We start from the raw sequence: 15441 nt of genomic DNA on the forward strand, positions 1-15441 counted from the left end.
TTTTACCTCAATCATCAAAGATAATATCGTATAAGTAATTCAATTCACCAGAGGCAATTTTTACGCCGTAAGTTGCCTCGATATCTGTTAAGGCACGTTTGATCTGGGTGAGTCCTTGGGTCCGGTCCGCTAAATTGTCTGGAATATAGGTCAAAGCAGGTTCATTACGGATTAAGCGTTCAATGAGCGAACTAATATGGACGTAAAGCGTGGCCTGCTGGTTGTTGGACAAATTAATTTGAGCACCTTCTTCTAGGCGGTCAATCATGTCGCTAATAGAGTGGATAACTTTCTTGACATCTAAAATAGTGATGGCTGAAAGTAAGCGTTCGATTGATAGATTTTGAACTAGTTGGTGATTAATGCTAGTAATTGTTTCTGAATCTGTGACCGTTGGAAAGATTTGTTTAATAATTTTGGTACCACTACTTGAGACGAGTTGTTCCAGCGAGATGAAGGGCATCCCGTTAATTTTAGGGTCACTAGTTCCGACGATTGCCTGAACAGCATATTGTTTAAAAATAGGGCTTTGTTGACCATATTTTTTTAAATAAGCATAGTCGACGGATTCAACTTGATAGTCCAGATTGGCAGGAATGCTGTTCTTAATTAAATCTTGGATCTGCTTAGCTGAACCAATGCCAGTGTGACAGGTTGTGATGATCATTGGTGACTTTTTAATAATTGGATAGGTTAATTGATATTTAGGTAATAAGGCTGCTTGTACTTGCCGCCCAATTTCATCAATGGCCGTGCCTTTTTGAATCATTTCACCGATAAATAAGGCTTCTTGCGTTGAAACGTTGTTAATGATCAGTATGGGTCCCGGGATTGCTTCTTTTAATGCTTCCGGTAAGGACATTAGTGAGCCCATATCGACTAGAATGATTAGGCCTTTATGGCAGTCATTACTTTTAAAATATTGCAGCATAAATTCTTTGGCCTGATCAACCGAGGCTGATAAAGGCATATCAAACGCATCGAAAATTTTATGATTTAAGAAACGGTTGGCAACATCAGCAATACTGCTAGCAGTTGAAAAACCATGTGCCAAGATAATCGCATGTTGGCCAGTATCAACGTGATCAATATCTAAACTGATTAGATAACCCAGCAGTAAGATTTCATCAAAAGCATCAATTTTAAAGTCTAGCTTCGTTTTGATTAAATCCAGGAAAGCTTGCAGAAGTTGATATTCCATGGTCGTACTCTCTTTTAATAATTGTAAAAGTTGCTGAATTTTAGCCATGGTCGTTGGTGTCAGACTTAAGTCGAAATCATGTTTACGATACATAAAGTTCGCAATGGCGACGACCGCATTCCCTTTGATCTTTACGAAAAAGGAAGTGTCAAGATAATCAAAGAGTTTTTGAATGACATTGACCATATATTTGAGTGCTTCGTTCTCAAAGTCACCATCTTGATGGACTAATCTGTCCATTAAGGCACTGGTTTCACGAGCAATGTGTTGCTGTAAGACCTTTGTCGTGATTTTTTGTTCCTGATACTGATTGTCCAACTGAACAAGTTTGGTGACCAACTCGTTAATCAAGTTGTTATCATCATGCCATTGAGCGACGTAATCATTCAGCTGGTCAGTTGGGCTAAAAACAACATCATCTTGGACAATTGTTTCTTGTTCATTAACTGCCAAGAGATCGGTTAAGGAACTACTACCAATTGTTTCAGAGTTAATCGTAATTTGATTAGATTGGGTTGTCCGACTAAAGACCTGTGCGCATAAAATCTGAATTGTGCTTTTTAACTCACCGACATTACTTTTATATTTAAAATTATAAAGTCGATTAATAATCCACGGACTAACCACGATCGTTCGGCCAATCCGCTGACCTTCGTCCAAAAAAGCTTTATAAATGTGCAAGCGTAATTCTAATTTAGACCGGTCATTTAAGTCTGGAATAGTGATGGCAATTGGAATACGGCGCATGAAGGTCTTCAAAAAATTCTCTTGGAGATTTTCAGTTGTCGCGAAAATCAAACGGACATTAGAATGGCGAGTTCGATTACCTTCGCCCATTCGTTGAAACGTTCCAGTGTCCATAAAAGAAAAGAGCTTTTCCTGACTTTCAGCGTTTAAGCGATGACACTCATCGAGAAATAAGAATCCGCCGTCCGCAGCTTCCAGCATACCTTTGAAGTCCTCGGTGGCACCGGTGAAGCTGCCTTTGGCATAGCCGAAAAGGTTACTAGAGAGTAATTCTGGGTTGTGAAAATATTGAGCGCAATTTAAAACAATAAAGGGTGCTTCTGGAGCTAATATCCCGGTTTCAACACAATATTGGTGAGTCAATTTAGCCAGGTAACTTTTTCCTACCCCAGTATTTCCCGATAGGATAAAGGGCAGACCATTTGGTGGGTAAGTGACGGCAGTAATAATCCGATCAATACTGTCCTTCATGCTGAGTTGATGGCCAATAAAAGATTGAAAAACATTGGCATTGCCAGTTTGTTCTTGCTGGAGCGCCTTGATTGATGGATAAACTAATTGTTTCGGAATGAAAAATAATTTACAAAAAGTGGCCCGGTCAGCGAAATTTGTTGGCCGCGTTTTTATTTGGATGAGTTGTTCTTGTTTAAGCAGCTCATTTAAATATTGACTGACCGTATTACGGCTCAGGCCAACTTGTTTGGCAAGTCGTTCAGTCGTGATAGTCTCAATATCTGCCAGTTGGTTAGCGCCACTTGTTGCAGTGATTAGGGCTTGTTTTACGGTTTCGATACCTGTCACAAGAAATCCTCCTTTTAGCTTCGACACATTATAAAATGTGGCTTTTTCTGTCGAAGTTAAACTAACACGCTTGATTTATTTTTGCAAGGGCTTTCACAACCTCGCAAGCGGTAGCGGTTTGGAAACTTGTCAGCTTTTCTCGACTAAAGTTGGCATCGTTTTTGCATATATATTAGTGAGACCCGCTGAAACGTAACAAACTTGATTCAGTGGTGGCTGGGTGTCACCGGTAGTGATCGTTGGATACATCGTGAAACTGATCGAAGCACCAATTAATAAATTGTAAAGGAGGTCACTTGTGTGAGTCGAAAAATTTATTTTATTTCGCACAATGATTTTGCAAAAGGCCTAAAACGATCAGTTGAAATGATTGCTGGTAAACAGCCGAATGTCACTGCTTATGGACTGGAACCTGGTGGTGATCCCAATGAAATTGTTCGCCAGATTGAAGCTGATATCGACACTACGGACACGGTGATTATTTTAGGTGATTTGGAAGGCGGTAGTGTTTGTAATGCAGCATTGCGATTAACTGTTCGACCAAATGTGACTTTGATTGCTGGGACAAACCTAGCCTTAGCATTGCAGGTTGTGTTGAGTTCACCCGAGGCTAATTTAGATGATGAGATTGAGGAAGCACGTAAACGAATCAAGAAGTTAAAGCTTAAAGTTAGTGCAGTTAATGATGTTGAAGGCTTATTTTAGTTTGAAATTTTGAGAAATGTGAGGCGTTGACAAATGATTAAAATGTTGAGAATTGACGATCGGCTAATCCATGGGCAAGTGGCAGTCACCTGGTCAAAACAGTTAGCCGTCAATCGGATTATTGTGGTGAGTGATTCTATTAGTCAGGATCCAATTCAGGTTAGTGCATTAAAGATGGCCGCACCGGAAGGAATTAAAGCATTCATTTTACCAGTTGATAAGGCTGCTAAGATGCTGAACGATCCACGAGCTGATCGATTACAAGTTTTATTGGTTATGAATAATCCAGTTGAAGTTGCGCAATTATTGTCAGAATTAACCACACAACCAAGTGTTCTAGATGTTGCAAATTATGGCCGAGTTGCAGGAATTGAAGGTCGTCATAAGATTACGGATACTGTTTATCTAAGTGATGATGAAGTGACGATTTTCAAAACGATGGCCACTAAAGGAAGTCATTTTATTTATCAACCATTACCAAATGATGCTGTTAAGTCTGTCGATGAATTATTGGAGGGATAATTATGATTATGCAAGCATTGGCTGTTGGCCTCGCGTGTGCGTTAGTTAAGTTCGGGGCTTGGTGGGGCGCCATGGGCTGGGATCGCCCAATGGTCGCTAGCACGATTACTGGGATTTTGTTAGGTCATCCAGTTGAAGGGATGACAGTTGGGGCCGCACTAGAACTTGTTTACATGGGGACGCAATCGATGGGTGGTGTTTTACCACAAGATTACGGTCTTGGTGGTGTTTTCGGATGTGCATTTGCAATTTTAGCGACTGCTAAGCCTTCGGTGGCAGTGGCCTTATCAATTCCATTTAGTATGTTAGGCACCCTGATTTACGATTTGTTCAAATTCTGGGCAACGTCATTAATTACCCGTTTCCAAAAACACCTTGAGGACCATCAAATTGGCGCATTTAAGCGACTCTGGTTCACCCAAGCAACGGTCTATCTGACTATGTATTTCTTAATTGGTTTTATTAGTATTTTGTTAGGAACAAATGCCATTAAAGCGTTAGTTAATAATATTCCAACGGCTGTCATGTCGTCATTGACGGTGGCTGCCGGGATGCTACCAGCATTAGGGATGGCTTTGTTGATGATCACGTTGTGGGATAAAAAGTTAGCACCATACTTTTTCATTGGTTTTGGTTTAGTCGCCTTCTTCAAAGGAACTTTAATTGAAATTGCCTTCTTAGGTGCAGCGATTGCTGTATTGGCAATTATTGGTCAATTAACAAATCATAAAACGGATAAAGTTGCAGCCACGACCGAAGATGCAACTACTAGTGAAGAGGAGGACTTTTACAATGACTAATTCAACTGGAACGACTTTTTTACCTGATAAAAAAGCTGAAAACCATTTTTATAACAATTTATTTTGGCGTTCACAATGGTTAATGTTCTGTACGTCGTATACGAAACAACAAGCGGTAACCTTTTCTTGGGTCTTAATGCCGTACCTTGAAAAAATCTACGGCAAAGATACGCCGGAATTTTATGATGCAATGTTAAGACATCAAGACTTCTTCAACACAAATGTTACCGCCGCGCCATTTATTTTCGGGATGGTTACTTCAATGGAAGCCGAAAATAAGGCGAATGGGATTGATCCAAAGAGTATTGGTGCTTTGAAGTCCAGTATGATGGGGCCGTTAGCAGGTATCGGTGACTCATTGGTTTCTAATGGGATTCGTTTGATTGCAACTGGGATTGCGATTGGCTTCTTCAAACAAGGCAGTTGGTTAGGACCAATCTTGTTTATGCTGCTATTGAATGTTCCTAATTGGGGTATTAAGTGGGCAGCTGGTAAATATGGTTATAAATTGGGAAATAATTTCATTGTCAATGCCATGAAATCAGGGACACTCAACTTAATCACGAAAGCGGCATCTATTTTAGGCTTAATGATGGTCGGGGCAATGTCGGCACAATATGTGACATTTACGACTTCACTTAAAATTAAAACAGCCGCACAAACATTAGATCTACAAGGCATTTTTGATTCAATTTTGCCAGATCTATTACCGTTGGCCTTGGTGTTAGGCTGTTTCTTCTATTTGCGTAAAAAGAATAAGCCAGTTCGGACCTTGGTCGCAATTGTTATTCTAGCCTTTGTCCTGACATTCTTGGGAATTACTAAATAAGTGATTAACTAGTATCAATATTATGAACTAAAATCCTCAGGCAGATATTTAGTTTACAAATTAACTTCAAGTGATAGGACTGGATGATTAATTGTCCAGTCCTATTATTTAAATCAATGTGAAAGTGATGGTATTTACTCATGGCAGATTGGACAACAACGACGTTACAACAAATTTATCAAAAGACCATTGCGAGTGTGCAACGATTGGGGCCAAACAATATTCCATATATGGCTACGGCAGGTCAGTATCAAACTAATATGGTAGAAACTGATATTACTTGGTGGACGAATGGTTTCTGGGGCGGACTTTTGTGGCAACTGAATCACTATCAAGCTAATCCAGAATTAGTAACTGCGGCTAAGGAGAATGAAGTCGCTTTGGACCAAGCCTTTCTTAAGTATGAAGGTTTACATCATGACGTCGGCTTTATGTGGTTGCCAACCGCGGTAGCTGATTATCGGTTAACTGATGACGATCGTGCTTATTGGCGTGGCCGTCATGCGGCAGACCTGTTAGCGGGACGTTACAACTTAGCTGGTCATTATTTACGTTCTTGGAACCGTGATCGTGCGGGGTGGGTCATTATTGATTCAATGATCAATATTCAGCTTTTGTACTGGGCAAGCGAAGTGACACAAGATCCTAGATATAAGTTAATGGCCAATGAACATGCTAATACCGTCATGCAGCATCATGTTCGTGCGGATGGTTCTGTCGCCCACATTGTTGTTTTTGATCCGAACACTGGTGCTGAGGTAGAGACCATGGGTGGCCAAGGCTACGGAGTTGGTAGCAGTTGGAGTCGTGGTCAAGCTTGGGCGATTAACGGTTTTGCTTTAGCGTATCGGCATACCCATAATCTAGCCTATTTGGAAACCGCGAAACGCGTCGCTCATTATTTCTTAGCAAATCTTACTGAGACTGACGGCATTCCTGCTGTGGATTTTCGGGCCCCGAAGACACCAGTGATGGTGGATACGTCTGCGGGGGCAATTGCTGCTTGTGGTCTGTTAGAAATTGCGCAGCACGTCCCAGAAGCGGAGCAAGCCTTATATCAAAACGCTGCTCAAAAAATGTTGAAACAACTCGTTACGCAATATGGCGATTTAAATCCAGCCCATGATGGCATCTTAACCGGCGCTACTACTGCTTATCATGATAAAGCTGGTCAAAATGTTAATTTGAATTATGGTGATTATTATCTAGTAGAGGGGTTATTGCGTTTGTTAGGAAAGGACTTTTTATTGTGGTAGCTTATCAGGTACTCTGTTCAGATTTGGATGGGACTTTGTTAAATCAGAATAAGCAGGTATCTTCAATGGATCAAGTCGCGATTCAGCGCTGGCAGGCACAAGGGAAATTATTTGGGATTACTTCCGGCCGGGCGTTGTCAGGATTAGCGGTCGTAACGGCAATGCTACAATCGCCACCGGATTTTATTGTGGCGTTAAATGGGGCCTATGTTCAGACGATTGACCATCAAATTGTACAACAAGAACTCCCTACGGCGATTAGTTATGAGATTTTATTGCGCTTACAGGCACAACATTATGACTTTTTGACCGTGACCATTAATGGTGATTCTTGGCGTGTTGTTTCAGTTGTTCGGCAAAATCATGAGCTGACCTTTTCGACATTGTTTACTAAACTAGCGGAAGGCCAATTGATAGATAAAATTTCTATCAAGACTTTGAAGGCCAGTGATGATGAACAATTCAAATTGCTGTTGTCAGATTTGACTGTCGAGGTCACTATTTCAGATGTTTGTTATGTTGAAGTAACACGACAGGGCGTAACGAAGCTCAGTGGTCTCAAAATTGCGTTAAATGACCCTAAAACTTTAGATAACGTTGTGGCAGTTGGTGATTATTTAAATGATCTGGCGATGATTAAAGGGGTTGGACGAGGGTATGCCGTTGCTAATGCACTACCTGAGTTACAGAAAGCCGCGACTAGTGTAACGGTAGACCATGATCACCAGCCTTTACAGGCCATCATTGATGAATTGTTAAATTAGAAGTGGAGGGATTTTAGGATGCCAAAACAATTTAAAAATCCAATCTTACCGGGATTCAATCCTGACGCAAGTGTTTTAAAAGTTGGCACGGATTATTATTTGACCACGTCGACATTTGAATGGTGGCCAGGAATTGAAATCTATCATTCACGAGATTTAATTAACTGGCAATTGGTCGACAATCCGTTAACTCGTGTTGATCAGGCAGATTTGCGTGGTAATTATAATTCGGGGAGTATCTGGGCGCCACATCTTAGTTATGCCCAACACAAATTTTGGTTGATTTATACGGATGTCAAGACAACTGGTACTTATAAAGACACGTTGAATTATCTGATTTCAGCGGATCAAATTGGCGGAACATGGAGCGCCCCAACTTTCTTGATGGCCAGCGGCTTTGATCCGTCAATTTTTCATGATGACGATGGCCATAGTTACGTTCTTAATATGCTATATGACCATCGTTTGGATCGCCCGGGATTTGCCGGACTGGTGATTCAGGAATTAAATTTAACACAACGGCAGTTGATTGGTAGACGTGTCCATTTCTTTACTGGAACAGATCTGGGTGTGTGTGAAGGGCCGCAATTGCTAAAAAAAGATGGTTGGTATTACTTATTATCGGCGGCCGGCGGTACTGGATACAGTCATGCGGCGGCAGTTTGCCGTAGTCGCCAGGTTATGGGACCATATGAGGTTTCACCGTATCAGCCGTTGTTGACCACTAAAGATGACCCGAGCAACCCACTTCAAAAAGCAGGTCATGCTAGTTTTATTGAAACTCAGTCAGACGAATGGTATTTAGTACACATCATGGCCCGCCCCTTACGACCAATCAATGTTCAACGAGGCAATTGTCCACTTGGTCGTGAGACTGGGCTACAACGCTTAGTCTGGATTAATGATTGGCCCCGACTAGCCAATCATACTAATCACCCAGATTTGTACTTTGAGGCCCCGACGATTGCCCAAGATGTGGTTCAACGCACTGATTATTCGCAACAAATCGACTTTGGTCAAATCAATAAATTACCGCTGACCTTGAAAACGTTACGAGGCCCGTTAGAACAACGGGTATCATTGACTGACCATCCAGGATATTTACGCTTATATGGTTCGCAAAGCATTACTAGTTTGCATACACAAACACTGCTGGCTCGGCGGTGGCAATCATTTGACTTTCGTGTTGAAACGCAAGTTACTTTCAGTCCGAATAATTTTCAACAATTAGCAGGGCTAACGTTGTTTTACGATACGGATAATTATGAGTATTTACAGTGGTCTTATGATGAAACTTGTCAACAAGCTTATTTACAGCTTGAAGTAGCGGAATTAGGTGAACATCATTACGCTTCTAAGCGCCGCTATTTAACGGCTAAGACGGTTAAACTAGCTGTGATCGTTCAAAAAACGCAAAGTCAGTTTTACTATGACGAAGGGCGAGGTTGGCAGTTAATCGGAACTAGCCTACCAGCTGAGCGACTCTCAGATGATTATATTAAAGATCATGGTAAACTAGCTTTTACTGGTGCGATGGTCGGCATTTGTGCCCAGGATTTAGATCAACATTTGAGTTATGCTGATTTTAAATACTTCAATTATCAAGAACAGTCGGATTAGTTGTCAGCTATGATATTAAATAGTGTGAACCCGTATGATCAAGAAAGTTGGTCATACGGGTTTTGTCGTCTTTGATGTACTAAAGATGATAAGAAAAAGGTGCAGTCACAGAAAATCATGACGATTTTCTGTGACTGCACCTTTTTCGTAATTAACTATGAACTATTGTGTCATTAAAAGACGAGTGAATAAGGAACCTTCACAACGATCTTCTTAACTTTAACTGAATCTTCAACTTGCAGACATGGTTTGTGAGCATCTTCTGGTAAGAAGATTCCGAAGTCACCAGGGCGTAAGATGATCCGAGAATAGTTACCTTTAAAGTCATCGTAATAGAGGGCATCATTCTTTTGAAGGGCATCTTCAGCGACAGTTAATTGGTCTAAATGGGCAGCTTTGATTAATTCCGTCCCAGAAACGACAAACTGAATATCAATGTTCTTTTGATGACTTTCCCAACGACCTTTAGCGTCAGGTAGGCTATCGAATTCTTGTGCGACGCCAAAAATTTGATCAGTTAAATCAAACCGACCTAATGGGAAGTTATCCAAATCATCGCGATTTAATAACTCAAAAACAGGTTTAAAGGCTGGCACAGTAGCTAAAAACTTGGCGGTACTATCATTTTTATTTGCTAGAAACATAATTATTTCCTCCTCGTTGTTCATAGTTAAGTATAGCAAAACAAATGTAACAGTTTTCATATATTTGGTATTGAATTTTTAGGCGACCTTTCCGAGTAGCTTTAAGAATGCTTGAATGACTGGGATTTTTCCGTAAAACGATTAACTTAATGAAAATCAAATGTGGCTGAATTCACATGTCATGAGGAATGATTATAATTGGGCTGGCACTTTTTTTAATTGTTTTTCAAAAAAAGTCGTGATAGGAACGTTGATATGAAGGCGTTTGTTAAGTTGGAAAACGGTTTCCTTTAAATGTGGTACTTTTGTCTGGAATATTGGTATTGCGGTGAAAGTGAATAAGTTATTAAATAGTAATTGTAAGCGATTGCAATCGAGATAAAAATTAGTCTTTCAATAGAAAGCGAAAGGTGTGTGTAGAATGGCACAATATAAAGAGAAGGATGTCGAAAGTGAAGTTGATTTGCTGATCGACAACGAAATTCATTTGAGCGATCCCACTGGAGAATTCTCCATTAAGGTTGCCGATGGTTCCATTATTGATAACAAGAGTTTTGACTTCTGGGAATGGACTTCTGGTGTTGGTTTATACGGGATGATGAAGTATTACAAGTTAACTCGGAAACAAGCAGTCCTTGATCGGATTATCAAGTGGTACGACGATCATTTTGCTGAAGAACCTGTTGAGAAGAACATTAACACCATGGTTCAAATGTTAACTTTGGCTTATCTTTATGAAGAAACTGGCGATAAGAAGTACTTGCCACACCTTGAAGCTTGGGGCGATTGGTTGTATTACCGTTTGCCACGGACTGAAAAGGGCGGTTTCCAACATGTTACTTATGGTGACTTGAACCCTGACGAAATGTGGGCCGACACGTTAATGATGAGTATCTTAACGTTAGCTAAGTTAGGTAAGACTTTGAACAAGCCTGAATATGTTGAAGAAGCGAAGAAGCAAGTCTTATTGCACATTCAATTCTTACAAGATAAGAAGACTGGTCTTTGGTTCCATGGTTGGAGCTTCAAACGTCGTGATAACTTTGCTGGTGCTTTCTGGGGCCGTGGTAATTCATGGATCACAATTGCCTTTCCAGAATTGCTTTGCTTATTAGATTTGCCAGAAGGCGATGCTTTCCGCGAATTCATGATTATGAATTTGAAGTATCAAATTGAAGCCCTTGCTAAATACCAAGATGAAAAGACTGGTTTATGGCATACCTTAGTTGATGACCCAAGCACTTATTTGGAAGGATCAGCAACTGCCGGTTTCACTTACGGTATCTTAAAAGCAATGCATGAACATTATATTGATGACAGTTATCGTGATGTTGCTATGAAAGGGATTCATGCCTTGTTCGACAACATTGATGAAACTGGTGCGTTAGCGAAGACTTCTGCAGGGACACCAATGGGTGAAACTAAAGACTTCTATAACGGTATTAAGACTTCTAACATGCCTTATGGTCAATCAATGGCTGCATTAGCCTTAACAGAATACTTGAAAGAATTTTTCTAAACACATAGATGAGAGCGCTTGCTGAGTGACTTGATTTCTTGCCATTATTAATTCTAGGTTACTCAGCAAGTTTTGTGAAAAATATAAGGAAGTGTTTTAAATGAAAGCAACTACTGATACAGCAGCAGATGCTGCACCAACTGCCGCCGGAACACAAATGGTTAAAACGAATGCTAAGCCATTTGGGATGCGCGACAAGATTGGTTATATGTTTGGTGACTTAGGGAACTGTTTCATTTTAGGCTTGGTTAACAGTTTCTTAACAATTTACTATACGAACGCCTTGGGGATTTCTGGGGCTGTCGTTGGGATCTTATTCTTAACTGCACGGATTATTGATGCCTTCGCCGATGTTACTGTTGGTCGGATGGCCGATGTGGCGAAATTGACTAAAGCTGGTCGGTTCCGTCCATGGATTCGCAAGATGAAATACCCGTTCACTGCAATTACTGTCATTTTGTTCTTACCTTTCGTTAATAACTGGGGTATGAATGCTAAAATTGTTTACATCTTTATCACTTATTTAGTTTATGGTGTCTTGAACTCATGTATTAATATCCCTTATGGTTCAATGGCTAGTGCGATTAGTGATAACCCTGATGATCGGGCTTCACTTTCTACTTTCCGTAGTGTTGGTTCTGCCATTGGTGGTGCCACAACTGGTTTCATGATTCCATTATTGGTATACAAGACCTTAGCAAATGGCCAACAAGTTGTTTCAACTAACCGGTTCTTTATGGTTTCAATGTTATGTGCCATTATTGCGTTCATCGCTTACAATATTACTTATCGTATGACGACTGAACGGGTTCAAGTTGAAAAGACTGAAAAAGTCAGTGCCGGTAAATTAATCAAAGGTTTATTTACTAACCGTGCTTTAATGTCATTGGTTGTTTGTGACTTGTTCATCGTTATCAACCAAAACTTATCAGGTACTTTAGCAACTTACCTCTTTACTGACTACTTTAAGAATAAACAAGCACTTTCAATCGCTTTGCTGTTCACTTATGGGACCGTTGTTGTTTTGGCACCATTCGCAACTAAGTTGATTAAAAACTTTGGTAAGCGTGAAGCTTCTATCGTTTGTTTAGCCTTTGGGACTGCAATGTACTTGTTGATGTACTTCATGCACATTACTAATCCATGGTTATACTTGGGTCTCTTATTCTTAGCTACTTTAGGTTCAGGGATGTTCAACTTAATGGTATGGGCCTTCATTACCGATGTTATTGATTACCATCAATACTTAACCGGTTTCCGTGAAGACGGTACTGTTTATGGTGTTAACTCCTTTGCTCGTAAAGTTGCCCAAGCTATCGGTGGTTTCATCGGTGGGTTCATGTTAACTGCAATTGGTTATGTTTCTTCTACTACTGGTGGTGCAACGCAAACTGCTGCTGTTACTAACCGGATTTATGCGATTGCCAACTTGATTCCTGCAGCCTGTTTAGCAATTGGTTGCTTGATCTTGATTTTCTGGTATCCATTGAGTAAGAAGAAGATTGATGCAGTTGATGCTGAATTAGCAGCTCGTCGTGCTAAAGAAGCTACAACTGAAGATTAATTCAGTTAAGATTTAAAAAATAGACGGTGTTCACCAAACGGTGGTGCCGTTTATTTTTTAAGCAGATGGAATCAGGTAATCTTATGTGGGCAATATTAATTGGATTAGTCCCCGCACTTTGTTGGGGCATTCTACCAATTTGGATTCGTAAGGTCGCCGGTGGGTCGTTTCGTCAACAGATGATTGGGACGACTATTGGAATTACGTTAGTTGCAGCAATCTTAACCTGGCTTTTACATTTAACCGTGACTTGGCAAGCTGGTTTGATCTTCTTTGGTTCCGGTTTCTGCTGGAGCTTTGGTCAGAGTGGTCAATATAATGGTTATGAGAAGTTAGGCGTTAGCACGACGATGCCGCTGTCGACGGCGTTACAAATTATTGGTAACAGTATCATTGGTGGCTTACTATTTCACGAGTGGCATGGTGCACGGGATATTTTGCTAAGTTTCGTCATGCTGGTAGTGATCTTACTGGGAGTTTATTTGACCAATGGCAAGTTGAAAGTTACGGCTGGCCAGTCAAAGGAATATCTCATTCTGATCTTCACGACTATCGGTTATTGGGGTTATTCAGCATTACCACACTATGCGCAGGTTAGCTCAAATTTGAATGGCTTTTTGCCACAAGCTTTAGGCATGCTGACGGCTGCATTAGTGATTGGCATGACTAAGCCGCATGAAGCTTGGCAACCCGCAACTTTGAAAAATATTTCTTCTGGGATTATTTTCTCAGCAGCGGCAGCGACCTACTTGGTTTCACTTTCTTTAAATGGCATGGTCAACGCATTTATCTTGTCACAGTTAAACGTGATTGTGTCAACGTTAATTGGTGGTTTAGTTTTGCATGAACTGGTTCGCGGGCAAGTTAAGAAAACCGTCTTGGGTTTGATTATCTTATTAGTGGGCGCCACGGGACTAGTCATGTTATAAATTGAGAAATGGAGAGTGTTAATTATGGCTAAAGATAAAATGAAATTAGATGAAGAAAAGTTTGCCTATGCAGTTGTTCAGAATTTCCATCCAGAAGAAGCTGATGATCTTAAAGCATCAAAGGCAATTTTGAAGCGGTACTTGACGGCTTATTATATGGCTGAACGCTTCAATACGCTGGAAGATCGTCAATTCGATCAAGGTATGGACTTTAGCTTACTTGCATCAGGAATTGATGCAATCACTTTACGTTAAAGCTAAGGGTTAATAAAGAAAGCAGCTCGCCAATTTCGGCGAGCTGCTTTTGTGTCTAAATAGGCGCACCCGAATTCCGCGCTCCGTCAGTCAAAATCGGTGTGTGGTGGGGGACGGCGCCAGCCAAAGTACGGTCTGCCGCCTCAATTCCAAGTCGATAAACCACGTCTTTGAATTGCTCCGTGAGATTAGTTAGCCAAGAACGCCGACGACACTGCACACCGATTTTGACTGACTCCGCTAAGCGTGAATAACAGAGTCACCCCCAAAAAATGATCGATTAGCTGGAGGTTGTTGCTGATAGCATCGGACGTGCAGGTGGCGTTAGGTCGGCATTTTTTTGCCGGCCTTACACCACGGACGGTCCGGGAGATTTGCGGTTTTGGCAAAGCTTCCGGGCGAGGGCCAAGACGTTTCTGAGGCTTGACCCGGTCCCTCGTCCGCATGTTATCAGCAACAACCGGAAGCGATCATAGTTGACGCACCAGAGAAAGTGATTTTCACGCGAAACCTTTAGTTAAAACAACGACCCACCTCACCAGTATTTAACTCGATGAGGTGGGTCGCTATTTTGATTAGATGGACAAGTTTAAACAAATGACAATAATTTGTTCGTGACGGCAGTGTCGTAAAAGCGACGATAGCCATCAGCGTTTGGATGTGTTCCGGAACCACCATAAGCGTGGTTGCCACCATTTTCATCCGGTTGGTCATAAGAATAGTTATATTGATAGTCTTTGATGAACGTGTTAAAGCTACCAGCGTTGAATAAATCTAGCACATCAAACGACCACTTGTGACAGATGGTCATCGCTGCTTGATACATCTTCTCTTGAATTGCAAGTTCACGAGCAGGGGTCTTATGAGTGGCTAAGAGAATAAATTGGGCACTAGGATACTTGGTAACTAACGTTTTACAGATGGTTTCCAGCCCGCCGCAGTAAGTTTTTGAATCCAACTGAGCCTCGAAACCCTCAGTAATTTCACCAAATTGTTTTGGATCATTGGCGATTTCAGGATAAGCGTCATTTGCCCAGGAATCAAAAATGATAAAGTTAGGAATAATACTTGGTGCGGCGATAATTTGCTTTAAAATGTTGTTGGGATCACTAGTCCGAGTTGTGGCACCGTTGATGGCAAATTTGCGATATTGTAAATGATTAGCTTTAGCAACATCTTCGACAAAGCTGACATTGGCTAAGTGACCATTAACGATACTTGAACCAAAAGCATAAAGCATTTTACCCGCTAAAGGGTTAGTTGATTGAATTGACATTTTTAATCG

General features: G+C 41.0%; 14 protein-coding genes. 11 read left to right on the top strand and 3 right to left on the bottom strand.

The genetic code is table 11. The features are described from left to right. Positions 1-7: 7 nt before the first annotated feature. Entirely contained in the window at positions 8-2749 is a 2742-nt protein-coding gene (locus FFM64_RS05105) for a sigma 54-interacting transcriptional regulator (RefSeq protein ID WP_223876894.1), read from the bottom strand. Positions 2750-3049: 300 nt separating this feature from the next. Here FFM64_RS05105 and FFM64_RS05110 point away from each other — a divergent pair, with 300 nt between their 5' ends. From FFM64_RS05110 to FFM64_RS05140, 7 genes are all read left to right on the top strand, one after another. Further along, positions 3050-3454, top strand: a complete 405-nt coding sequence (locus FFM64_RS05110) for a PTS sugar transporter subunit IIA (protein ID WP_137606930.1) — start codon at positions 3050-3052, stop codon at positions 3452-3454. Between the two features lie 33 nt (positions 3455-3487). Then, positions 3488-3976 (top strand): PTS sugar transporter subunit IIB, encoded by a 489-nt coding sequence (locus tag FFM64_RS05115; RefSeq protein WP_137606931.1) that lies wholly within the window; start codon positions 3488-3490, stop codon positions 3974-3976. A 2-nt stretch (positions 3977-3978) separates the two neighbouring features. Then, positions 3979-4776 carry a PTS mannose/fructose/sorbose/N-acetylgalactosamine transporter subunit IIC gene (locus FFM64_RS05120; protein WP_137606932.1) on the top strand — a complete coding sequence of 266 codons (798 nt, stop codon included), beginning with the start codon at positions 3979-3981 and terminating at the stop codon, positions 4774-4776. After that, positions 4769-5605 (top strand): PTS system mannose/fructose/sorbose family transporter subunit IID, encoded by an 837-nt coding sequence (locus FFM64_RS05125; protein ID WP_137606933.1) that lies wholly within the window; start codon positions 4769-4771, stop codon positions 5603-5605. The genes FFM64_RS05120 and FFM64_RS05125 overlap by 8 nt, the downstream gene beginning before the upstream one ends. Before the next feature lie 140 nt (positions 5606-5745). Continuing rightward, positions 5746-6861 (top strand): glycoside hydrolase family 88 protein, encoded by a 1116-nt coding sequence (locus FFM64_RS05130; RefSeq protein WP_137606934.1) that lies wholly within the window; start codon positions 5746-5748, stop codon positions 6859-6861. Beyond that, positions 6855-7625 (top strand): HAD-IIB family hydrolase, encoded by a 771-nt coding sequence (locus tag FFM64_RS05135; protein WP_171000296.1) that lies wholly within the window; start codon positions 6855-6857, stop codon positions 7623-7625. The genes FFM64_RS05130 and FFM64_RS05135 overlap by 7 nt, the downstream gene beginning before the upstream one ends. Positions 7626-7643: 18 nt before the next feature. After that, complete coding sequence (locus tag FFM64_RS05140; RefSeq protein ID WP_137606936.1) at positions 7644-9245, top strand: glycoside hydrolase family 43 protein; 1602 nt, start codon at positions 7644-7646, stop codon at positions 9243-9245. 173 nt (positions 9246-9418) lie between these two features. On the opposite strand, the gene FFM64_RS05145 is transcribed toward FFM64_RS05140, so the two are convergent. Further along, positions 9419-9889 (bottom strand): NanQ anomerase/TabA/YiaL family protein, encoded by a 471-nt coding sequence (locus tag FFM64_RS05145; RefSeq protein ID WP_171000298.1) that lies wholly within the window; start codon positions 9887-9889, stop codon positions 9419-9421. A 421-nt stretch (positions 9890-10310) separates the two neighbouring features. Here FFM64_RS05145 and FFM64_RS05150 point away from each other — a divergent pair, with 421 nt between their 5' ends. From FFM64_RS05150 to FFM64_RS05165, 4 genes are all read left to right on the top strand, one after another. Beyond that, positions 10311-11408, top strand: coding sequence for a glycoside hydrolase family 88/105 protein (locus FFM64_RS05150; protein WP_137606938.1), 1098 nt, complete (start codon positions 10311-10313; stop codon positions 11406-11408). A 100-nt stretch (positions 11409-11508) separates the two neighbouring features. Beyond that, positions 11509-12972 (top strand): MFS transporter, encoded by a 1464-nt coding sequence (locus FFM64_RS05155; protein WP_379858473.1) that lies wholly within the window; start codon positions 11509-11511, stop codon positions 12970-12972. Between the two features lie 83 nt (positions 12973-13055). Continuing rightward, the gene (locus FFM64_RS05160) at positions 13056-13901 is read left to right on the top strand and encodes a GRP family sugar transporter (RefSeq protein ID WP_137606939.1); all 846 of its coding nucleotides are present in this window, start codon (positions 13056-13058) and stop codon (positions 13899-13901) included. Between the two features lie 24 nt (positions 13902-13925). Further along, the gene (locus FFM64_RS05165) at positions 13926-14156 is read left to right on the top strand and encodes a hypothetical protein (RefSeq protein ID WP_137606940.1); all 231 of its coding nucleotides are present in this window, start codon (positions 13926-13928) and stop codon (positions 14154-14156) included. 589 nt (positions 14157-14745) lie between these two features. On the opposite strand, the gene FFM64_RS05170 is transcribed toward FFM64_RS05165, so the two are convergent. After that, positions 14746-15432: an SGNH/GDSL hydrolase family protein gene (locus FFM64_RS05170; protein ID WP_223876895.1), complete on the bottom strand. Its 687-nt coding sequence runs from the start codon at positions 15430-15432 to the stop codon at positions 14746-14748. Positions 15433-15441: the final 9 nt, after the last annotated feature.

Origin of the sequence: Lactiplantibacillus daoliensis, assembly GCF_005405005.1 — a bacterium.
Lineage (GTDB): Bacteria > Bacillota > Bacilli > Lactobacillales > Lactobacillaceae > Lactiplantibacillus > Lactiplantibacillus daoliensis.